The 22,112-nt window shown below is 55.4% G+C and carries 18 protein-coding genes and 1 pseudogene; 12 read left to right on the top strand and 7 right to left on the bottom strand.

From position 1 onward, the window contains the following. The first annotated feature begins 59 nt into the window (after positions 1-59). From ACU680_RS17960 to ACU680_RS17910, 11 genes and pseudogenes are all read left to right on the top strand, one after another. Complete coding sequence (locus ACU680_RS17960) at positions 60-2,102, top strand: type VI secretion system Vgr family protein (RefSeq protein ID WP_448180137.1); 2,043 nt, start codon at positions 60-62, stop codon at positions 2,100-2,102. Further along, complete coding sequence (locus ACU680_RS17955) at positions 2,092-2,835, top strand: DUF4123 domain-containing protein (protein ID WP_448180136.1); 744 nt, start codon at positions 2,092-2,094, stop codon at positions 2,833-2,835. Before ACU680_RS17960 ends, ACU680_RS17955 begins: the two co-directional genes overlap by 11 nt. Beyond that, on the top strand, positions 2,832-7,634 hold the full coding sequence (locus ACU680_RS17950; RefSeq protein ID WP_448180135.1) for an RHS repeat-associated core domain-containing protein: 4,803 nt from the start codon (positions 2,832-2,834) through the stop codon (positions 7,632-7,634). Before ACU680_RS17955 ends, ACU680_RS17950 begins: the two co-directional genes overlap by 4 nt. A 4-nt stretch (positions 7,635-7,638) precedes the next feature. Continuing rightward, complete coding sequence (locus tag ACU680_RS17945; RefSeq protein WP_448180134.1) at positions 7,639-8,148, top strand: DUF2247 family protein; 510 nt, start codon at positions 7,639-7,641, stop codon at positions 8,146-8,148. Between the two features lie 27 nt (positions 8,149-8,175). After that, positions 8,176-11,001, top strand: a pseudogene (locus tag ACU680_RS17940) (RHS repeat-associated core domain-containing protein); the annotation flags it as partial. Next, a complete protein-coding gene (locus tag ACU680_RS17935) occupies positions 11,001-11,291 on the top strand; it encodes a hypothetical protein (RefSeq protein WP_064588107.1) in 291 nt (96 codons plus the stop codon). The pseudogene ACU680_RS17940 and the gene ACU680_RS17935, both read left to right, overlap by 1 nt. Positions 11,292-11,577: 286 nt before the next feature. After that, positions 11,578-12,006 (top strand): HEAT repeat domain-containing protein, encoded by a 429-nt coding sequence (locus ACU680_RS17930; RefSeq protein ID WP_448180133.1) that lies wholly within the window; start codon positions 11,578-11,580, stop codon positions 12,004-12,006. A gap of 154 nt (positions 12,007-12,160) precedes the next feature. Beyond that, complete coding sequence (locus ACU680_RS17925; RefSeq protein WP_448180132.1) at positions 12,161-12,505, top strand: hypothetical protein; 345 nt, start codon at positions 12,161-12,163, stop codon at positions 12,503-12,505. A 226-nt stretch (positions 12,506-12,731) separates the two neighbouring features. After that, positions 12,732-13,202 carry a hypothetical protein gene (locus ACU680_RS17920; RefSeq protein ID WP_448180131.1) on the top strand — a complete coding sequence of 157 codons (471 nt, stop codon included), beginning with the start codon at positions 12,732-12,734 and terminating at the stop codon, positions 13,200-13,202. A 274-nt stretch (positions 13,203-13,476) separates the two neighbouring features. Then, positions 13,477-13,869, top strand: a complete 393-nt coding sequence (locus tag ACU680_RS17915) for an Imm50 family immunity protein (protein WP_448180130.1) — start codon at positions 13,477-13,479, stop codon at positions 13,867-13,869. Next, positions 13,862-14,359, top strand: coding sequence for a hypothetical protein (locus ACU680_RS17910; RefSeq protein ID WP_448180129.1), 498 nt, complete (start codon positions 13,862-13,864; stop codon positions 14,357-14,359). The genes ACU680_RS17915 and ACU680_RS17910 overlap by 8 nt, the downstream gene beginning before the upstream one ends. Positions 14,360-14,397: 38 nt before the next feature. Here the strand turns inward: ACU680_RS17910 and ACU680_RS17905 are convergent, their stop codons facing one another. After that, complete coding sequence (locus tag ACU680_RS17905) at positions 14,398-15,210, bottom strand: VanW family protein (RefSeq protein WP_448180128.1); 813 nt, start codon at positions 15,208-15,210, stop codon at positions 14,398-14,400. 215 nt (positions 15,211-15,425) lie between these two features. Here ACU680_RS17905 and ACU680_RS17900 point away from each other — a divergent pair, with 215 nt between their 5' ends. Beyond that, entirely contained in the window at positions 15,426-16,232 is an 807-nt protein-coding gene (locus ACU680_RS17900; RefSeq protein WP_448180127.1) for a glycosyltransferase family 2 protein, read from the top strand. A gap of 328 nt (positions 16,233-16,560) precedes the next feature. On the opposite strand, the gene ACU680_RS17895 is transcribed toward ACU680_RS17900, so the two are convergent. The 6 genes from ACU680_RS17895 to ACU680_RS17870 form a co-directional block, all read right to left on the bottom strand. Further along, complete coding sequence (locus ACU680_RS17895; protein ID WP_448180126.1) at positions 16,561-17,145, bottom strand: hypothetical protein; 585 nt, start codon at positions 17,143-17,145, stop codon at positions 16,561-16,563. A gap of 85 nt (positions 17,146-17,230) precedes the next feature. Beyond that, positions 17,231-17,413, bottom strand: a complete 183-nt coding sequence (locus ACU680_RS17890) for a hypothetical protein (protein ID WP_448180125.1) — start codon at positions 17,411-17,413, stop codon at positions 17,231-17,233. Between the two features lie 11 nt (positions 17,414-17,424). Continuing rightward, the gene (locus tag ACU680_RS17885) at positions 17,425-17,667 is read right to left on the bottom strand and encodes a hypothetical protein (RefSeq protein ID WP_448180124.1); all 243 of its coding nucleotides are present in this window, start codon (positions 17,665-17,667) and stop codon (positions 17,425-17,427) included. Positions 17,668-17,819: 152 nt separating this feature from the next. Continuing rightward, on the bottom strand, positions 17,820-18,890 hold the full coding sequence (locus ACU680_RS17880) for a lipocalin-like domain-containing protein (RefSeq protein ID WP_448180123.1): 1,071 nt from the start codon (positions 18,888-18,890) through the stop codon (positions 17,820-17,822). Then, on the bottom strand, positions 18,880-21,351 hold the full coding sequence (locus ACU680_RS17875; protein WP_448180122.1) for an ABC transporter permease: 2,472 nt from the start codon (positions 21,349-21,351) through the stop codon (positions 18,880-18,882). Before ACU680_RS17875 ends, ACU680_RS17880 begins: the two co-directional genes overlap by 11 nt. Beyond that, on the bottom strand, positions 21,348-22,001 hold the full coding sequence (locus tag ACU680_RS17870) for an ABC transporter ATP-binding protein (protein WP_448180121.1): 654 nt from the start codon (positions 21,999-22,001) through the stop codon (positions 21,348-21,350). The genes ACU680_RS17875 and ACU680_RS17870 overlap by 4 nt, the downstream gene beginning before the upstream one ends. Between the last annotated feature and the right edge of the window lie 111 nt (positions 22,002-22,112).

The raw sequence follows: 22,112 nt of genomic DNA, 5'->3' as shown, positions 1-22,112 counted from the left end.
TTGAGCCGCTTTTTTTGCGGCCGTCGACGAGCGCCGCTGTACAGCACGAGGAACAAGGGATGTTCGCGCCGGCCAATGAAACCCACTTTGCCCTGACCATCGAAGGGCTCTCCGCCGATTTTCAGGTATTCACCCTGACCGGCCGGGAAGCCATCAGCCAGCCTTTTGTCTTTGAGGTGGAGCTGGTCAGTGAGCAGCCGTCGCTGGACCTCGAAACCCTGCTGCACAAACCGGCCTTCCTGCAGCTGTCGCCCGATGGCAGCGGCATCCACGGCCAGATCTACCGCGCCGCGCAAGGCGATTCCGGCAAGCGCCTGACGCGTTATTCGGTAACCCTGCGCCCGCAACTGTCGTACCTGGCGCACCGCGTCAACCAACGCATCTTCCAGAACCTCACGGTGCCGAAAATCATCGGCATGGTTCTCGAAGAGCACGGCATCCAGAGCAACGCCTACGAATTCAAGACCGGTTCGATCTATCCCGAGCGCATCTACTGCGTGCAATACGATGAATCGGACCTGCATTTCATCCAGCGTTTGTGCGAGGAAGAAGGTATTCACTACCACTTCCAGCACAGCGCCACAGCGCACAAGCTCGTCTTCGGCGATGACCAGACGGTGTTCCCGAAACTCAAGCCTGTGGCCTACCAGCAAGACTCCGGCATGGTCGCCAGCAACCCGGTGATCAAGCGTTTCGACCTGCGCCTGGAAACCCGCACTAGCCGCACCACGCGCCGCGATTACGATTTCGAAAAACCGCGCCTGACCCTGGAAAGCGAAAACCGTGGCGACGCCCTGCCCGACCTCGAAGACTACGACTACCCGGGCCGTTTCATCGACCGCGAGCGCGGCAAACACCTGGCCAAACGTGCCCTCGAACGCCACCGCAGCGACTTCCAGCTCGCCGAAGGCAAGAGCGACCAGCCGCTGCTGGTCAGTGGCCATTTCCTCGCCCTGACCGAACACCCGAAGGCCAAGTGGAACGACCTGTGGCTGCTGACCGAAGTCCTGCACGAAGGCAAGCAGCCGCAGGTGCTCGAAGAGTCGGTTACTAGCGACACCACCGCACTCAAAGACGATTTCCATCAGGGCTATCGCAACCGCTTCCAGGCCACCCCGTGGGACGTGCCGAACCGTCCACCGCTGCGCCACCCGAAACCGCGCATCCTCGGCAGCCAGAGCGCCGTGGTCACCGGCCCCAAAGGTGAAGAGATCCACTGCGACCAGTACGGCCGCGTCAAAGTGCAATTCCACTGGGACCGCGAAGGCCAAGCTGACGACAAGACCAGTTGCTGGCTGCGCGTCTCCAGCGCCTGGGCCGGCGCCCAGTACGGCGGCATCGCCATCCCGCGCATCGGCATGGAAGTGCTGGTCACCTTCCTTGAAGGCGACCCCGATCAACCACTGATCAGCGGCTGCCTGTACCACAAGGAAAACACCGTCCCGTACGATCTGCCGGCAAACAAGACCCGCAGCACGTTCAAGACCCTGAGCTCGATGGGCGGCGGCGGTTACAACGAACTGCGCATCGAAGACAAAAAAGGTCAGGAGCAGATCTTCCTCCACGCCCAGCGTGACTGGGACGAAAACATCGAGCACGACCAGAAGATCCGCGTCGGCAACGAACGCCACGACACCGTCGAGCAGAACAGCTACACCGAATTCAAGGCCGAAGAACACCACACCGTCTACGAAGACCGCAAAGTCGAAGCCCGCGCCAACGACCACCTGACCGTGGGCGTGAACCAGCACATCAAGATCGGCACCGGCCAGTTCATCGACGCCGGCCAGGAAATCCACCTCAGCAGCGGCATGAAAGTCGTGCTCGAAGCCGGCGCCGAGCTGACCCTGGTCGGCGGCGGCAGCTTCATCAAGATCGACGCCGGCGGCGTGACCATGAGCGGCCCGACGATCAACATCAACTCCGGCGGCAGCCCCGGCAGCGGCACTGGCGCCGCGCCGCTGATGCCCGGCATTCTCAAACAGGCCGACGCCGACAAAGCCGGCCAGGTCCTGACCCCGGCCCAGATCAACACCCTCAAACGTAACGCGCCGTTCTGCGAAGAATGCGAAAAATGCAAGGCAGGTGCCTGTGCCATCTGATCGACTGACACCCAAGGACTGGCTGGCGCAACAGCCGCTGCAAAATGGCGAGCGTTTGTACTTGATCATCAGCGCGGCGAGCGATGCCGACGCGCTGAAAACCCTGTACCTGACCGAACCCACCGCCCAACTCCTGCCAATCTGGGGCGGCACGCCCTACTCCACATGGCAACCAGTGATGCCCTACGTCACCGAACTCACACCGAACTCGGCATTCCTGCCATGGATCGCCGAAACCGACGCCCTCGACTGGGGCTGGCTGGCCATCTCACGCGCCGAACCAAACGAGGTGTTCGAACATCTGCGCAGCCTGACACAGGTGAAGATGCCGGACGGAACCGAGGTGTTTTTCCGCTTCTGGGATGGGCGGCATATCTACCCGATTCTGAAGGGGCTTGGGGAGAAGGCTGGGGAAGTAATGCCGATGTTTGAGCGGTATTTGATTAATGGGCAGACGCTGGAGGTCGGGACGCGGGTGTTGCCGAAGGTGAAGGATTGGCCGTGGTGGGAGGTGCCGAAGGAGTTGCTGGATGGGTTGACGGCGGAAAATCCGTCGACCGTCATCGGCAATATGTTGCAGTGGCTGCAAGAAGAACATGCTGATCTGTATTTCTCCTTCCCCGAATCAAACCTGAAACAAAAAGTGGCGCGGTTCGTAAAACGCACGCCACTCACGGAAGAAAATTTTACCGGGCTGTTGAAGGCCTATCTGGAAAAAGAGGTGGTGGTATGACCCCATTGGATACGATCGCTCATGTCACCGCTAAACAGCCTGACTTCAACACGCTCATTGCCGAGTTCAAGAATTGCCTGAAAAGTTACCGTTCCACTGCCCGCGTCATTCCTGGCCTGGAAATGGAGCAGCAATTTCAAGTTGGGGACGAGGTCAAAAAACCCGTCGCGGCGGACAGCAAGAACAAAGCCGTGTATTTCGCTACCTGTCCCGAGAATGGAAAACTCACGCTGATTCATAGTTTCGAATCGGCGCGTTTTGTACCGATTGGCAACACGCCAGTAGTCCTGACTCCCGTCGATGCGAAGAACAACCCTGTGGCAGGGGAAGTCGTGCGCAAAACCATCGGGGCAACCGGAATTGAAGTCGTCAGTGACCTGAAGCCTCGCCAGCTGTACCGGATTAGCTTTTTCCCTGGCCTGACCAGCGCAGACAACGATCGACTGTTCAAATCCTACGACGACGTCATCGGCGATCTAAGCAAGTGGTTGTCTTCAGAATGGACAACCACTTGCTTGCCGTTGTGGAAAGAACATAACGACGCTTCGATCGCTGGGCGCTTCTGGCAGCAGTTGCAATCCGAACTGGATGGTTTCTGGAAATTCGTCATGGGTATCTGGGGCGATATCAAGTCGCTATTTCATCTGGTGACTCACCCTCGCGAGAACTATGAAACGCTCAAAAAATTCTTCACCGACGAAAATATCAAGAAGATCTATAACGCTTCCACGGAAGCACTTCGCACCAGTTTTCTAATCGCAAGTGATGAGCCGTTGCTTTGGGTTTATGTCTCTTCCGTTTGGACGTGGGTGTCGATGCTGCCACCGCAGACCCGCACCGAAGTATTGGCCAGATTGAAGTCGGAAATCCTCTATATCGTGCTGGGGATCATTTTCACAGGTGGACTGGGCGTTGCATTGCGCGCAGGAGCTAAAACGGTCAAGGGCACGTTGCAAGCGCAAAAAGCGATCAACATGGTTGAGAAAGTCACCGCCAAGCTCATCGAAATTAGCAGGATTCGCTCCAAAGCCCATGCGGATGCAGCCGCTTCATTGAGGTTTCACGGCAACGGTGTCACCAATTCAGGCAAAAAAGCAGTGGCTACTGTCGCTGATCATACGCCTGCACAAACAGCCACCGCTCCGAAGCGCCCCTCTCCCACGACAGGAGGGAAAGTCGAAAACGACGCGCAAATCCACGCACGAAACAAAACCCAGAACGAAACCCGCCTCGAGCAGCAGGAGAAGGTTGAAAACGCGCCCGCCCAGTCCAAGAACCAGGCTGATCAACCCGCTCAGTGTGCCAACAAAACCTGCACTAACGGTGACCCCGTTTCCATGGTCACCGGTGAAGAAATGCTCACCCTCACCGACGGTGAGCTGGGCGGCCTGTTACCGCTGGAGTGGACCCGTCTCTACCGCAGCAGCGCCGTCGAAATCGATAGCCGCATGGGGCCGGGCTGGAGCCACTCGTTTTCTCATCGCCTGCAGATCAATGATGAAGGCGTGCTGTGGACGGACAACGAAAACCGTCAAACCCGGTTCCCGATACCGACCGAACAAAAACCTGCCATCACGAACAGCCTTGCTCAAGCAGCGATTTTCCTAGGGGATGCACCCGGTGAACTGATTCTTACGCAGGCCGGGGCAAAACCGCGTTTCTATCATTTCCGCGCAAACCGGCTGACCACCATCAGTGATTCGTATGAAAACCAGGTGCACATCAGCTATGACTTGGTCGGGCGCATTCAGCGCATCGACAATGGCGCCGGCCGGGCTTTACTGCTGCGCTACGACGACCGGCATATCGTTGCCGTGGATCAACAGCAACAACGTTCGGAATATGACGAGTCCGGGAAACGCCAGGATCCATGGCTAACCCTGAAGACGCTAGTCTCATACGCGTATAACGCTCAACATCAACTCGTTTCGGCAACTAACGCCGCCGGTGAAACCGAGTATTACCGGTACAACCAGCAGCACGTGATTCTCGAGCGGCAACTGGCAGGCGGCGCCAGCTTCTTCTGGGAGTGGGAGCGTGATGGCAAATTTTCCCGTTGCGTCCGGCACTGGGCAAACTACTCGCCACTGGAAACACGCTATGAGTGGGACGACAACGGTACGGTAACGGTTTACAACGGTGATGGTAGTGAACAGGTTTACGTGCATGACGAAAATGCGCGTCTGATCAGCGAAACCGCTCCGGATGGCGCAGAAACTCAAAAAGCCTACGACGATCAGGGCCGTTTGATCGCTGTAAAAGACCCAATGGGCGCCATCACCGAGTATCAGTACAACAATGCTGGCCGGTTGCTGGCAGTGATTCCCCCAGAAGACGAGCCTACGCGTTACAACTATTACAACGGCCAACTGATCGAGGTCAGACGAGGCAAAGGTCGCTGGCAGTACGACTACAACCCGCAAGGCGACATCACCCAGCAAATCGATCCGCACGGCAATGAAACCCAGTACAGCTATGACCGTCAGGGCCGACTGCTGCAAATTCGTCACCCCGATGGCAGCCGCCATCAATTAGGTTGGAACAACCTCGGTCAATTGCTCGAAGAACGTCTGCCGGACGGTGGCCAACGCAAGTACCGCTACGACGCCTTGGGCCGGCTGATTACCCGGCAAGACGAATTCAGCGCCATCACTCATTACCAATGGGATGCTGTTGATCGCCTGACCCAAGTCACCCTGCCCGGAGGCGCCACGCGCGCCTTTACTTACAACCCTTACGGCCGCGTAACCGCCGAACGCGATGAACTCGGACGCATCACCCGTTATGAATACGCTGACAACCTGCATCTGGTCAGCCGCCGTATCAACCCGGACGGCAGTCAACTGCGCTATCGCTACGACAACGCAGGTCTGTTGCTCACTGAAATCAAGAACGAACGCGGCGAGCAATACCACCTCGATTACTACGCCAACGGCCTGATCCAGCAAGAAACTGGCTTCGACGGCCGCCGCACGGCGTATGAGTACGACCTCAACGGTCAGTTGCTAAAGAAAACCGAGTTCGGCGATGACGGCAGTGAACTGGTCAGCGAGTACCAGCGCGACACCTCAGGGCGCCTGCTGGTAAAGACCCTGCCCGACGGCAAGGAAATCCACTACAGCTACGACGCCCTAGGTCGCCTGGTCAACGTCGACGACGGTAACTGGCCGCTTGCCTACGAATATGACGTGCAGGACCGCTTGATCACCGAGCACCAAGGCTGGGGCACCACCCGGTACGAATACGACAGCGTCGGTCAATTGAGTCACTGCCGCCTGCCCGATGGCAGTATGCTCGATTACCGTCACCTGTCCGGTGGACGTCTGAGCAGCATCGATCTCAACGGTTCTCGCCTGACCTCTCACCAGTTCAGCGCCGGTCGCGAGCAGCAACGCCAGCAAGGCCTGCTGCTCAGCCAATATCAGTACGACGAACAGGGCCGACTACAAGCACACAGCGTCAACCAGCGTGACAAAAACCTCTTCCAGCGTCGTTACAACTACGACGCCAACGGCAACCTCGCCGGCGTCGACGACAGCCGCAAAGGCAACCGCAGCTATCACTACGATCCACTGGATCGCTTGATCAGCGTACGCGGTGCAACCCCGGAAAGTTTCGCCCACGACCCGGCGGGTAACCTACTGGGTCAGAACAACGAAGGCACAGCCAACCTCGCCAACGTCAAAGGCAACCGCCTGCTGATGCAGGGTGACCGCCATTACGACTACGATGCCTACGGTAACCTGATCCGTGAACGTCGCGGCGCCGGCCAGAAACTCGTTACCGAATACCGCTACGACTGCCAGCACCGCCTAATCGGCGTAAGCCTGCCGGGTGGGAGCACCGCGTCCTACAAATACGACGCCTTCGGCCGACGCATCGAAAAAACCGTCGACGGCCACACTACCGAGTTCCTGTGGCAAGGCGAACGACTGATCGCTGAAAGCGCCGAAAACCGCTACCGCAGCTACATCTATGAGCCCGGCAGCTTCCGTCCATTGGCGATGCTCGATGGTGAAGGCCCGCGCAAGGCCACGCCGTTTTACTACCAACTCGACCACCTTGGTACACCGCAAGAACTCACCGACTACAGCGGTGAGATCATGTGGTCGGCGAAATACCGTGCGTACGGCAATCTGGTGGCGCTGGACGTCAGTGAAATCGATAACCCACTGCGGTTCCAAGGTCAGTATTTCGACGCAGAGACAGGGTTACATTACAACCGGCACCGCTACTACAATCCGGGCACTGGACGGTTTTTGACGCCGGACCCGATCAAGCTTGCGGGCGGGTTGAATAACTACCAGTACGTGCCTAACCCTACGGGGTGGGTGGATCCGTTGGGGTTGAGTGTCTGTCCCGATAATAATTCCTCATCCACAGGTAGTGCGAAAAACCCATCGACCGCAGCCACTATTGATGAAGGCACTCCGAATTCACCTAAACCTCAGGATCAATCGGGTTACAACGCGGCACGCTTTGAGCGCCTTCGCGCGGGATATGCCGCCGACGAAATTAAAAGTGCTAAACCCGTCGGCAGCGCTTTAAAAGACGATCCTATGCACCGAGCGCCTAGTTACGTAGTTGACCAAATACCTGATAAAGGGAGAGTATTTCCTCTCCGCGGAGGTGACGGTACAAATAACACCCTCACACAAATGCCGGGATCGATGAATAACAAACCCGGAATCTTTGAGTGGATTGTTAATTCAAAGATGGAATTAACACATCAAAGATTCATACCTGACGGAAGAATAACCGGCACCCCGAATCAAATACCATCGAGGCTTCCAAAGTAAACAAATGAATCTACTACCCCTAAACGGCAACTACATATTTTCCAAAACCCCTTGGTTAAATTGGTCTCAACTAAACGTTGGCCTGAAAAAAGGCTTCATCAATGAGCAAGGTATTTCTGACTATATCTGCAATGGACTGACAAAAACCTCTCCTCCAGAGGCCTATGAAATCGCCACTTTGAACGCGACAGAGCATCAATTACTGCGAGAATTATTGCAAACCCTCATCAACAAAGACTCGCATCAAGTAGAAAGTGAAGAAGAAGCAATCAAACCTTGGATTTATTTGACTCTTTCTTATTTATACGAGAATAAAGACCTATCAAAAGACCCCTTTGAAAGCATAGAAGAATTATATGCAGATCTTGACTACCCGGAAGAAATTGCACCAATAGTTAGATATATGCCATTACCTGAAGGTGTAGTCGGCTCTGAGGAACAACTATACGAAAACTGGAAAACAATATTATCCAATTACGAAGATTACTTTCAGAACAGGCTCAAACAACACTGATGCTCAGCATCTATGATCGAGATGTAGAACGCCGCCGGCGAAGCCGAGCGCTATCGCTACAACGATCAGCACGTGATTCTGGAGCGCCAACTGGCAGGCGGCGCGGCCTTCTACTGGGAGTGGGAGAACGAAGGCAAACTGTCTCGTTGCATCCGTCACTGGGCCAATTTCTCGCAGATGGAAGCGCATTACGCCTGGGACGATAAAGGCAGCGTAACTGTAACCACGCCGATGGCAGCGAAGAGGTCTACACCCACGACGACCAGGCGCGACTGATCAGCAAGATCGACCCGGACGGCGCCGAACACCTCAAGGCGTACAACGACAAAGGTCAGTTGATCGCGGAAAAGGATCCTTTGGGTGCCGTAACCGAATACCGGTACGACGACAACGGACTGATGACTGCTGTCATCCCGCCGGAAGACGACCACGTATGAATACATCAATGGTTTCGTCAGCGATGTTCATCGCGGCAAAGCCAGTTGGAAGTACCAACGCAACCGTCAGGGCGACATCACCCGGCAAATCGACCCGGACGGCAATGCAACGCTATACAGCTACGACGCCCAGGGTCGCCTGCTGAAGATCCGCCACCCTGACGGCAGCCGCCATCAACTCGGCTGGAACAACCTCGGGCAGTTACTGGAAGAACGCCTGCCGGACGGCGGCCAGCGTAAATATCGCTACGATGCACTGGGTCGGCAGATTACCCGTCAGGAAGAATCCGGCGCCATCACCCACTACCAATGGGATGCGGCCAACCGCCTGGCACAAGTCACGCTGCCGGGCGGCGCAACACGTGCCTTCACCTACAACGCCTATGGCAACGTCACCGCCGAACGCGACGAACTCGGTCGCGTCACGCGATATGAGTATGCGGACAACCTGCACCTGGTCAGCCGCCGCATCAATCCGGACGGCAGCCAACTGCGCTACCGCTACGACAACTCGCGTCTGTTGCTCACTGACATCGAAAACGAGCGCGGCGAGCATTACCAACTCGATTACTACTCGAACGGCCTGATCCAGCAGGAAACCGGCTTCGACGGTCGTCGTACCGCCTACGAATACGACCTCAACGGCCAGTTGTTGAAGAAAACCGAGTTCGGTGATGACGGCAGCGAACTCGTTACCGAATACCAACGCGATGCCGCTGGCCGTTTGCTGGTAAAAACCCTCGCCGATGGCGAAGAAATTCACTACAGCTACGACTCCCTCGGTCGCCTCGTAAACGTTGACGACGGCCACTGGCCGCTCGCCTACAAGTACGACCTGCAAGACCGCCTCATCGAGGAACACCAAGGCTGGGGCACCCTGCGCTACGAGTACGACAGCGTTGGCCAGCTTAGCCACTGCCGCCTCCCGGATGGCAGCAAACTCGACTATCGCCACCTCTCCGGCGGACGCCTGAGCAGCATCGACCTCAACGGCTCACGTCTGACCGCTCACCAGTTCAGCGCCGGTCGCGAACAACAGCGTCAACAAGGCCTGCTGCTCAGCCAATACCAATACGACGAACAAGGCCGCCTGCAAGCACACACCGTCGGCCAGCGTGATAAAAACCTGTTCCAGCGTCGCTACAACTACGACGCCAACGGCAATCTCGCCGGCATCGATGACAGCCGCAAGGGCAATCGTAGCTATCACTACGATCCGCTTGATCGCCTGATCAGCGTGCGCGGTGCTACACCGGAAAGCTTCGCCCACGACCCGGCGGGTAACCTGCTCGGTCAGAACAATGAAGGCACAGCGAACCTGGCCAACGTCAAAGGCAACCGCCTGCTGATGCAGGGTGATCGGCACTACGACTATGACGCCTATGGCAACCTGATCCGCGAACGTCGCGGCACCGGCCAGAAACTCGTTACTGAATACCGCTACGACTGCCAGCACCGCCTGATCGGCGTCAGCCTGCCTGGAGGCAGCACCGCGTCCTACAAATACGACGCTTTCGGCCGTCGTGTCGAAAAAACCGTCGACGGCCACACCACGGAATTCCTGTGGCAAGGCGAACGTCTGATCGCTGAAAGCGCCGACGACCGTTACCGCAGCTACATCTATGAACCGGGCAGCTTCCGTCCATTGGCGATGCTCGATGGCGAAGGCCCGCGTAAAGCCACGCCGTTTTACTACCAACTCGACCACCTCGGCACGCCACAGGAACTCACCGACTACAGTGGCGAGATCATGTGGTCAGCGAAGTACCGCGCGTACGGTAACCTCGCTGCGCTGGACGTCAGCGAGATTGACAATCCGCTGCGCTTCCAGGGTCAGTATTTCGATGCTGAGACAGGGTTACATTACAACCGGCACCGCTACTACAATCCGGGCACTGGACGGTTTTTGACGCCGGATCCGATCAAGCTTGCAGGTGGTTTGAATAACTATCAGTACGTGCCCAACCCTACGGGATGGGTGGATCCGTTGGGGCTGAATAGTGAGTGCCCAAAGAAAAAATCAAAATCTACCGGTAATGTCGGTAACCCTACAGAAAAAGCGAGAGTCAATGAAGGCGCACCTACCGCCCCTGCTCCAGCAGCACACGGAGAAAGCACAACTCGAGTCCGGCATTACACCAACAGAAAGGGCTCTACTGGCATCGAGAATGATGGTGTAATCCAAGCGCAGGATAACAATCGTGTCTACGTAGAACCTGCCAATAAAAAACCTTTGAGCCAACTCGAGGCTGAAGATAAGTATCAAATTGGCAGAGGGCGCGGCAGAGACTATATTGAAACAGACGTGCCCGATTCTCAACTTGAATGGGTCAAGAACCCTAGATACGGCACCATGGAGCTTACAATCAAAGGAAATGTGACGCTTGAAAACCCCACATTTAATCGGCGGAAATAATGTTAGAAACCAACAAGAAAATTGTGCTTAACGGAGAAGACGCTCTCGAAGTCCTTGCAGATATCGAGTTCATATTAATTTCACTGCACAAAATGGGCAGCTATTACTCCGACAAACCAATCGAAGACTACCAAAAAGCCACCACTGATTTCATTGATAACGAAGGAGTCACCCAGCGACTTGCCAAAGTAAGAAAAATCATAAGCAAGAATTTTGATTCGACACTAGGGGATGATGATATGGATGACATTGAGCGCCACATGGAAGGCATTAAATTTTGGAAACCCTAATTAAATCTTAAAACATATAATTCTCAACAGATTTGTTTATATAGATGTAACCCGCAGCTGAGCTCCCATACGCTTACAGCTATCCGGACAGTGATCAAAGGAGAGAGATTATTTTCCATAGCCTCCAAAGATATTGAAAAACAAATCCGTCACCTTTTGCGAAATTTCAATCTGCAACCAATTAAAAACTATAGAAGAGAACAAAAAGATGAAAGATTTATTTTTTACTAAATTCATATCGACGTAGAAGTACGCAAAAATAAATCCGACCTCTTTTACTGTGCTTATGAATAGCAAAGCTTACGAAGAATTCAACTACTGGCTCGGACCAAATGAAGATTCAAATTGGAATGAGTACATTACTGAACAAGTAGCCCATGGAATTCTAAGAAAGTTCGGCGCCATGGACTGGCAACTACTTAATGAAGCAATACTTTCGAAAGAAGAATACTGGCAAGAAAGAAGCGCCGCTGCTCTCGGAGAGCTACGATCGCCCGAAGCAATTGAAATTCTAAAAAAACTTCTTGAATCCAAGTTTTCAGAGGTAGCAATCGCCGCAGCTTCCGAACTTGACTGGACGGAAGCAGTCATTGAGGAAAAATACTCTAATAACATACAGGAAATTATAAACAACCTGTCCGACGAAGAAATCGACTCTTACCCAGAAATCATAAACTTGCTAAGAAAATCACAAGGCCAGCCTTCTTCAAAATAAACAACATAAAGTCTTATTTTTCAGACAAAAAAATTACTTTCCCCTCTCCGAAAAAAATGAGAATAAAGACCATTAACTCATTACCCAAACACACTCCACAAAAACTTGAAAAATTTTTCCCTTTGACGCAATTTTTCAAGTGTAGAAATTTCAAATGAGACCCAAACTACAATATAAGCTTCAACCAATTAGAGTACCAAGCGGTTGGACAGTAACAATCAACAACCTTTTTGAAGTTGAATTAACGCCAGAAACCAGCGACTGGTTCACCTGCTCAGTACTATTGGGCGGAGTGCGTCGAAGTAGCGGGCACTGCTTCGATTCTAGAGTAGAACCAGAGGGCGACCCCAACGGAGAGTTTGTAATTGATTTCCTGAAAATCGATTATGACCAAAGAGGAAAACCGGTTAAAAACTCCGAAGTTTTTCTTGGTGAGTTCAGAACCAAAAGCAAAATTGAATTCATTAAAAAAATTGAATCATTCATGATCGAATCTTGAGATGCAGACATTTAAAACCCAGCACTCACCAATACGACGCTTTAAACCACACATTTAATCGGCGGAAATAATGTTAGAAACCAACAAAAAAGATAGTACTTAACGAAGAAGATGCTCTCGAAGTCTTTGCAGATAAGGAAGCAGCTCTAATCGGCTCAGAAAACGTCACTCACAACAGTGATATTGGAACACTGTTGAAAAATTTCGATGACTGGGAAAAGCTTCAATGAAGACCACTTTTGAAACTGCTTTAGACCTTCACGAAATATCTGATTTCTTTAAAGGAAATGGACAATATTTTGCTCGAGGCTCCGACTGGGGAGACCATCTTTTTATCAGCAACTGGCAGGAAATGTGCAGCGTTTTAAAGAATCAGAAAGCCGCACAAAATTTACTCACATCGATATTTGAAGATTACGCAAAATATTTGAAGGAAGATTATTCAGATGCCGAAAGATTATTCTCAAATATAAGCGCCTACTACACACTTAAAAATAAAATAGCCTTTTTATCGAGCAATAGTTACGACTTAATCGAAAGTCTTGACGAGAGAAGCAAGAAAGATATAGGAAAACTATTTCGTTTGCTTAGGCAACAGTACGACTTAAAAAACAAAGATCTGCCAAAGTACACTTTTGATGAGAAAATCAAACGATTAAAGCTCAAGGGATGCACTCTTAATCTTGAACAGCTTTGAAAAAGCATGCAGATCACGACTTCGGCACAGCTGATGATAGACACTTAAAGAATTCAAAGTCTAAAAACTCTGCTAATCCCATAAAAATATCGCATTAATATCAGCGACCACCCGACACGATAGAAAAACGAATAAAGGGCACAGATTTTTTGTGTAGGCAGCCCAAAAAAGCAATCAAAATAAATCTGTTCCCTTTTGCCTCTTTTGCCTTCGATGACACTAGGACCGGAAAGGTCCCCGGCACCAAAGAACACTACCCCTTCAAGGAAAAAAAATGAAAACCTGGAATGAACTTGATGGCAACACCTTATTCAATAGAGTGTTCACCAAACCTATTAAAATTAACACAATAAAGTTATTCCAAATAACCATCGACAACAACAGATCTAACATAACCTTCGAATTCGATATCGCAGAAATCCCCGACTCCGCACCTGAAAAATGGATAAAGATGGGATTCAACACTTGCCGCATTGGCTTGAGCTGCAACGGAGTCAAGGAATTATTCTTAAAAAACATACCTACTCAAGAGAGCCTCACTATCAAAATAGAGAAAATTGACGAGTATTTTTTAATCCGTGCAGAAAATGAAAGCTCTCTATTGGAGTTCAAAACAAAATACCCATTACTTTGCGGCCCTTCGGTTTACATGAGCACCCATGAATAAACATCAAATCACACTCGCCAACAACTGGATCGCCACCTTCGAAAACAACGGTGAATTCCGCATGGGAGCCGAAGGCTGGAGCTTAGTCCTGCAAGGACCTGACGGCAGAAATATCAAATACTTTTCGGACAAGGTCATATTGGTCAACGATGACGACGGCACTCAGGCTAATTCGTGCATTCGTCTATCCAGCGACGGTATCTACGGTTATTTGAGCACAGCCGTTGACAGCTGCTGGGTGATCGATTTCTCGCGGTGCATGATCGCCCCGCACCGAGTGAGCATCCATCACTACCATGAAGCCTATGACGAAAGCGTGGCAGCTTACGAACAACCCGCCTTCAAGCGTGTGAGGCAATACATCAGTGTGGTTGGAAGGTACATCTATCTGACCTTCCCGCTGACCAAAGATGAAGACTTCCCCAAGGTATGGGAAGAGTATCTATCCATACGCAAACGCCAACTGGATGAGCTCTATTTCAGAAACTGATCAGTGGGCGCCAATATCATCGTAGCTATTTGTGCGCCCTACCCGATCAACTCGTCCATCACCTCATACTTAACCACCACCCGATTCCGATACAACCTCACCCTCTCCACCAATTCCCCCACCTGCCCCTTCTCCCGCACTTCCCGCCAGATTTCATTCTCCCGATACACCCGCTCGCCCTCGCGCACAAACCGGTGCCCTTCCTGAAACACGTGATACCGATACTCCCGCACCCGATCGCACAACAATTCCCCCTCCAACTGCGTTTCCCCCACATTCAACTTCAACTGAAAACTCCGATCCGTCGGGTTGTGCAGTACCAGGTCAACGTAGTTGTAGAAAATCGCCGCGCCGGAACCGAATGGCAGCACCCGCCCCTCATCCGGGAATGGATCGAAGCTGTGGTTGGAGCGCTCGACAACGATCAGTGGTGAGTGGATCGCCATCCAGTGGATCAGGTTGCTCAGTTGGCAGATTCCGCCGCCGACACCCCGTCGTGCTTCGCCGAAGGACAGTTCCATGCCTTCGACGTAGCCGCGTTTGCGGGTTGGGCGGCCGACGAGGCGGCAGAAGGAGAAGTGTTCGCCGGGGGCGATGATGAGGCCGTCGATGGCGGCGACGGCGAGTTTGAGGTTGATGACTTTGTTGTGTTGCAGGGCGAGGTCGGAGTCGCCGAGTTTGCGGATGAGTTTCGAGGTGTGTTTGAGGTAGCGAAATGGCAGACGGTCAGCGTCGGCAACAAGGCGCGAATAGCGTTTGCTGGAGCAGCGCCAGGCGATCTGGCGGAACAGTCTTTTTTGCCACACGCGCACCCAGTACAGGGCCGGGTGGTAGAGGGAAAGTGGTTTCATCCGTGGGGCGACGGCAGGTGCCGTTTCTTCCTTGAAGCATCTGAGGGGCGCGCAGTTTAGCCTGTGGGACGGCTTGCGTCGTGCGCGAGATGCCGTGGCTCGACACACTTCGAATGGCTTGCTGAACGGCAAATTAAGCTTCAACTAAGCTTGCGTCGCTAGCATCCCGGCCCGAGAGACACCTGTCGCCGATCAACCGCGGATGAGCTTCCCGAATGAGCCAGTTTGATTTACCAGCCGTTACGCAGCCGAATTTCAGTCTTGTATTGGTAAATTACAAAACCCCGGACATCACCCGGATGTGCCTGGAGTTGTTGCGCCAGCATGTCCAGGAACAGCGCATTCCGGTTTGGGTGGTGGACAATGATTCGGCGGACACCAGCCTGGATTACTTGCGTTCGCTGGACTGGATCAATCTGATCGAGCGCCCCTCCCTCGGTAAAGAAGCGGGACATATTGCCCATGGCAAGGCGCTGGATCTGGCGCTGGAGAAAGTTGAAACCGACTATCTGTTTCTGCTGCACACCGACACCTTTGTCTACGACAAGGAAGTCTTCGCGATGATGCTGCGCGAGTGTACAAAGTCTGCGGACATCGCCGCAGTCGGGTGTGTCGAGCAAATAAATCGAGGGATTGTCAGAGATACCTGGCGACTTACTTCGCGGTTTTGCAAACACTATATTCGCCGGGTGAAAACTGCGTTGGGTCTGCGCAGTAAAGAGCCAAAACCTTATCGGGAAACTCACCTGAAGAGTTTCTGCACATTGTGGAACGCCAAGTTGATGAAGTCCCACGGACTGCACTATTGCATGGATGACCGGGTGCCCGGTTACACCCTGCAGGATCGAATGGTCGCTCTGGGCTACGGCATCAAGCTGTTGTCACCGCGCAAGATTTTCCGCTATCTGGATCACATTCAGGCAGGAACCGTCGCAGCCGCCGGCACCTACGGCAAAAACCACCGCCGAACCAGGATGTACGAAGCCACCCTCAAACGCTTTGAGGGGCAGGCATCGGCATAATCGCGGACACAAAAAAGGGCGACTTTATAGTCGCCCTTTTTTTATCTGAAATTGTATACATCAGCTCCGAGGAGGTGTTCGCCCAGTGTAATGGCCTGGCAATCCATGCACCGGTAAAGAGCCCTGACACTGGGCGAACGGGAAGGATTTTAATAGAAGTTGGCGGATATGTCGTCATGCATAAAGGTAAATTTTATGTACGAAGAAGTTAATAGATATTTATCGACGAATGCTTTCGCGAAACTTTCAAGCTGCTGCATCACTCGTTTCAGATGATTGTTCTCATACAATAATCTGTACAAGAACAATCATCTTGTAGAGTTAATGCTCAGCTTTCGTGCTGACTGGTCACTTTTAATACATCGGTATAAGTGACAACTACGCTCTGCCCTACTTTCAAATCTTTCAGCTTGGCTTGGATTTCAGGCTTTTTCACGTCGAGGGTTTTCGACTGGCCCGCCGGGTTTTCCAGCGTCACTTCGTTTTTCTTCAAATCAATTTTGGTGATTTTCAGTTGCACCTGAATCTGGCGATAGGCCTCACCGCCCGGGTTATCCGTGCCGGGAGCCTTGCGCAGCTCGCCGCTGCGCTCGACGGTGCCAGGCAGACCTTTATCCACATCGGTATCGAGGTAAGCCGCCACCGAACGCTGCACTTCGACTTTTACCAGGTCGCCGACCTGGAGGTTGGCGAGGTTTTTCGCCTTGTCGCTGAGCTGAACGTGAACCTGACGACCTTCAGCACCTTCGAGCACAACCTGATGGTTGGCCGCATCGACGGCCAGCACTTTGGTGGTGACCTGATCGGCCTCGACGGTGGCAGACAGCGGTATATCGGCCGCCATTACGCCGAAGCTGGTGGCGGACAGAACGGTTGCGAGGGTGATGGCCTTGGCCAGAGCGTGGAGCTTCATAAGCAGTACTTTCCCTGTAATGAATGGCAGCAACCGGCGCCAACGCGTGTTTGGCGCCGAATGTGCCACTGAGCATAGACGCTGTTCAGGGCTTGGCTTTGGTTTCTGACGCGGCGGTCTCCTGCGCGGTGGATTCGCCCCTGGCGGTGCCCTTGCCGCTGTCCTTGCGTTGCTTGGGGTCGGTCGGGCGCAGGGCGTCGTTGTCGCGTTCGGTTTCTCCCGGTGGCCGGGGTTCGTCGGGGTGCTCGCTGGGGGATACGGGTTTCATGGCGGGTCTCCTCAGGCTTCAGGGTCATCCAGTTCATTAGTGACATTCACGGCAGGCGAATCCTTGTGCAGGTCGTCGGCCTTGGCGCGCAGGATCTGCCACTGCTCCAGATCGATCGCACCTTGACCGAGCAGGTCGTCGGCGATGCGTTGCAGGTCAAAATAGTGAGCATCGGGGGATTGCTGCCAGTAGGTCTGATCGTCGAACAGACGCTGCCAGGTGGTGAGGTCTGGGGGTTGCAGGTCGTCGCTCATGGTCAATCCTCCGCGAGTATTACCTTGTAGAGGCTGCGCGACGAAACGGAGTTCAACCCAATGTAGGAGCTGCCGCAGGCTGCGATCTTTTTAAAGATCAAAGTCAAAAGATCGCAGCCTGCGGCAGCTCCTACATGAATGGCAATCAGCAGTCAGTACCCGGTCATTTCCAGATAGCCGCGCCCGCCATGGCTGCCGTTGATCCGCACCGGCCCTTCCCAGTAAGGGATGCGCAGGTTCATCCAGGCGTCGGGATTGAGCGCGTCGAGGCTGATGTCGAGGTGTTTGTCGGGAATGCTGATCGACCAGCGCACCGGCATCTGGCGTCCGGCGACTTTGGCGGTGTCCTGAGGGGTGAGTCTGATCTGCTCGCCGCCCAGGGTTTCGGCCCGGCCGTCGGTGCTGATCCAGGTGCCGGTCAGAAACGGCGCCCCATCGGTCTGGCGGGTGCGAAACAGCATCAGCGATTCCCCGCTGTCCAGGTGCAGGGAAAACCAGTCCCACCCGGTCTGATTGGCTGCCAGTGGCTGACTGCTCCATTCACGATCCAGCCACGCCGGGCCGCTGACGGTGTAGGTCTGGCCGTCGATTTGCAGGGTGCCGCTGGCCTGAAAGAACGGCTGACTGTAGTAGTACGAGGCCTGGCCTTGTTCGGATTTGCGGCTGAAACCGTTGTCACCCTGCAACACCAGCGGCCGACTGGAGGTGAGGTGCAATTGATAGCTGAAAGCTTTGTCGCTGGCGCTGAGTTGCAGATCGGTCAGCGGATCCTGCGCCTGACTGGCGAAGCGCCAATCATCGATCCACGCCTCGAACGGCGCGACGTTCACCCCGGCTTGCCCCACTCCGCCTCGGGCATAGCGCTCGGCGGCATGATGCGCGGTGGCCGATGTCACCGCGGCATGTCCGAGCCAGATCGTCTGGTTGGCCCAGCCCGGTTGTTCTGCCGCAGGCTTTAAGGCGCTGCGAAACAGCGTCCACTGCACGCCGAAATCGTGACCCTGCCGGTCCTTGAGATTGGCGGTGACATACCACCACTCGATGCGAAAACCATCATGCGCGCCATGATCCGCCGGGAAGCTGAACACCCGCCCCGGCACCACGGCGGTGAACTGCGCAGCCTGATCGCCAAGCCCGGCAAAACCCTTCTGCTCAGGCACAGGCGGATCGCAACCGGCCAACAGCAGCAGTGCGAACAGCAGCGCAACCCGGTTAATCCTCATGGGCAAACGTCCTCAGCAGATCCGCCGGTTGCGTGCGGTACAACGAATACAGCGGCCATGCCGAGGCCAATAGCGTCGCCAGCAACGCCAGCCCGAGCAACTGCAGCAGTTGCAGCGGAAAGATCCGCAACGGCAGACGCCAGCCGAATGCCTGTACGTTGATCACCGCGTCCAGACACCACGCCAACGCGATCCCCAACGGCAACGCCAGCACCAGCGTCAAAACCGCCAGCAGCCAGGTCTGACCGAGGTTGAGCAGCATCAACTGGCGGCGCGTCACGCCCAAGGCCCACAGCGGCGCCAGTTGCCCGAGGCGGCTCTGGCTCTGGGTCAGCAGGCTGATGAACAGCGCCACACCAGCCACCGCCAAAGTGAGGCTGTTGAGCGCGGCGGTGGCGGCGAAAGTGCGTTCGAAAACCTGCACCGACCAACCCTTGAGCCGCGCCTGATCGACGATGCGGCTGTCATCGAGCTGAAAGCGCGTTTGCAATGCGCGCAAAAACGGCGGGATGTCGGGCGGTGCGATGCGCAAGTTGAAACGGTTCGGTGTCAGTGACGGCCACAGCCGCAGCAGATGATTGCTGTTGACCAACACGTGTCCCTTGGGATTGCCGTAGTCGGCGTAGATCCCGACGATCCGCGGCGACCACGCCCCGCCTGGTGTCGGCACGCTTAGATGGTCCCCCGCGCGCACCTTCAGCCGTCGCGCCAGTTGTTCGCTGAGCATCACCGCGTCGTCCGTTGCCAGATGCGCCCACGGATCACCGGCAATCGCCTCGAGCAACGGCCAGTGCTGGCGATAGTGCGGATGATCGATCACCCCGAACACATCCGCCGGCCAGCCCTGCAGGGTCACTGCCACCTGCCAGTTGGGCAGCACCGCGCTGACGTTCGGTTGTTGCTTGAGCCAAACGTACATTTCACGGGATTGCGCCGGATTGACCGGGTTGAGGTACAGCTCGGCACTGAGGCGTTGTTCGAGCCAGTCGTCGAAGGTCTGGCGAAACCCGGCGGTCATGCTGCCGGCGCCGATGTTGGCCGCCAGTGCCAGCAGCAACGCCATCAGTGCCAGACTCAGCGCCGGCAGTTGCTGGCGGCAATCGGCGAGAAACCACTGACCGAGTACCGAACGGCTGCGCCCGAGCAAAGGAGTAAGCACCGCACTGAGCAACACCGGCAACGCCAGCGCGGCCCCCAGCAGCAGCCCGGCCATCAACACAAAACCGCTACCGAGACTGTTACCGAACAGCAACGCCAGCAGCGCAATCAAGCCCAGCAGCGCCGCCAGCCAACCCTGACGGCGCAACCAGCGCGCATGTTGCTGATGCCAGGCTTGCGGATCTGCCACCGCCAACAGCGGCAAACGAGCCGCACGCAGCAGACTGTTGGCACCGGCAAGCAACGCACCGAACAGGCTCAAACCAATACCGCTGAACCACCACCAGGGGCTCAGGCGCAACTGCCCCGCCACTTCCGCGCCATACAGACCGCGCAGGCTGGCGGCGACATCCGGCAGCAACACGCTCGCCAGCCAGTAACCGCTGATGACCCCGAACACCCCGCCAACCAGAGCCAGCACGCCCAGTTCGACGATCAGGCTGCCGATCAGCATCCGCGCACTGACCCCACAGGCGCGCAAGGTGCGCAGCAGGCCACGACGCTGCTCCAGCGCCAGACCGATGGCCGCGTGCACGATGAACAGCCCGACCAGAAACGAGAGAAAGCCCAAGGCATCCAGGTTGAGGTGAAAGCTCTCGGTGAGGCGCGCCAGATTGTTTTCCTCGGCACTGCTTTTGAGCTGCAGCCGGCCATTGAACGCGGCCGGCAGCTCGGCATGAAAATCCTTCGCCAGTAACAAACGCGACAGTTGCCCGGGCTGTTCGAGCACGGTTTGCGCGACACCGATGTCGACCAGCAATACGCCCGGCGCCATGTCCTTTTGCGCGTGCAGCGGCGGCAGCGTCTGGCCGCTGGCGGTTTGCGGCGTGGCACCTTCGCTCAGGCCCAAGGCGTGCAGGGTTTCCGGGGAAATCCAGGTGCTGCCCGGCGGCGAAAAGAACTCGACGATGCGCTCGATCGGCATCGCCTGCCCGGCCACCGCAGCATCCGTCGGCAGCGACACCGGTTCGATGCCCATCAGTTGCAGGCGCTGATCCGGGTGATCCTTGAGCATCAGCCGGCCTTGCAGCAGCGGCGACACCGGCCAGCCTGCGCGGCGCAGATCGATGAACCACTGCTGGGTGAACATCGCACCGCTCGGTGTGGCCAGACTGGCCTGGGGTTCGCCGCCAATCATCTGGCTGGCTCGGGCATAACTGTCGCGGGCCTGACTGTTCAGCGCCTCGACCCCGGTCAGCAGACTGGTCGCCAGCCACAACCCGGTCAGCACACTGAAGAATTGCACCGGATGCCGCCGCCAGTGGCTGAGCAGCGCACGCAGGGTTTGCCAGAATACGTTCACGTCAGACGGCCGCTCGACAACACCACCCGCTGCGCCAGTCGCGCCGCCACGCGTGGGCTGTGCGTGACCATCAGCAGCGTGGTCGGCGTGTCGTCCAGCAACTCGAGCAATAGGCGCAGCACTTCATCACTGGTGGCTTCGTCGAGGCTGCCGGTGGGTTCGTCAGCGAGCAGCAATTTCGGCCGCGACGCCAAGGCCCGGGCCAGTGCGACCCGCTGCTGCTGGCCGCCCGACAACTGTTCGGGATAACGCTTGAGCAATTCGCCCAGCCCCAATCGCTGCACCAGATGCGCCTGCCAGCGCGGTTCATGGCGCCCGGCCAGACGCGCCTGAAACGCCAGATTGTCCTCGACCCGCAGGCTGCCGATCAGGTTGAACTGCTGGTACACCAGACCGATTTCCGTGCGGCGCCAATTGGCCAGTTGCGCCTCGTTCATCTGCTCCAGCCGATGCTCGCCGCTGTGGATGCTGCCGCGATCAGGCTTGTCGAGGCCGGCGATCAGATGCAGCAAGGTGCTTTTGCCACTGCCGGATTCGCCCATCAGCGCCAGACTGCTGCCGGGTTCGAGCGTAAGGTCGACGCCTTGCAGCACCGGGAGCGGGCCTTGGGGGGTGAGGTAACTTTTGAACACGCCTTGAACCTGAAGCATGCCGCCATCCGTTGGGTCAGTGTGGGGCAAGGATAGCGGATTGCGGCCTGAGCAGATCAGTGCTGTTTGCACTGGCCCCATCGCTTGCAGGCAAGCTCCCACAGGGATTGC

This window comes from Pseudomonas sp. LF020 (genome assembly GCF_053456425.1).
The sequence above is the reverse complement of the archived record's forward strand: the minus strand, read 5'-3'. Positions and strand labels throughout refer to the sequence as shown.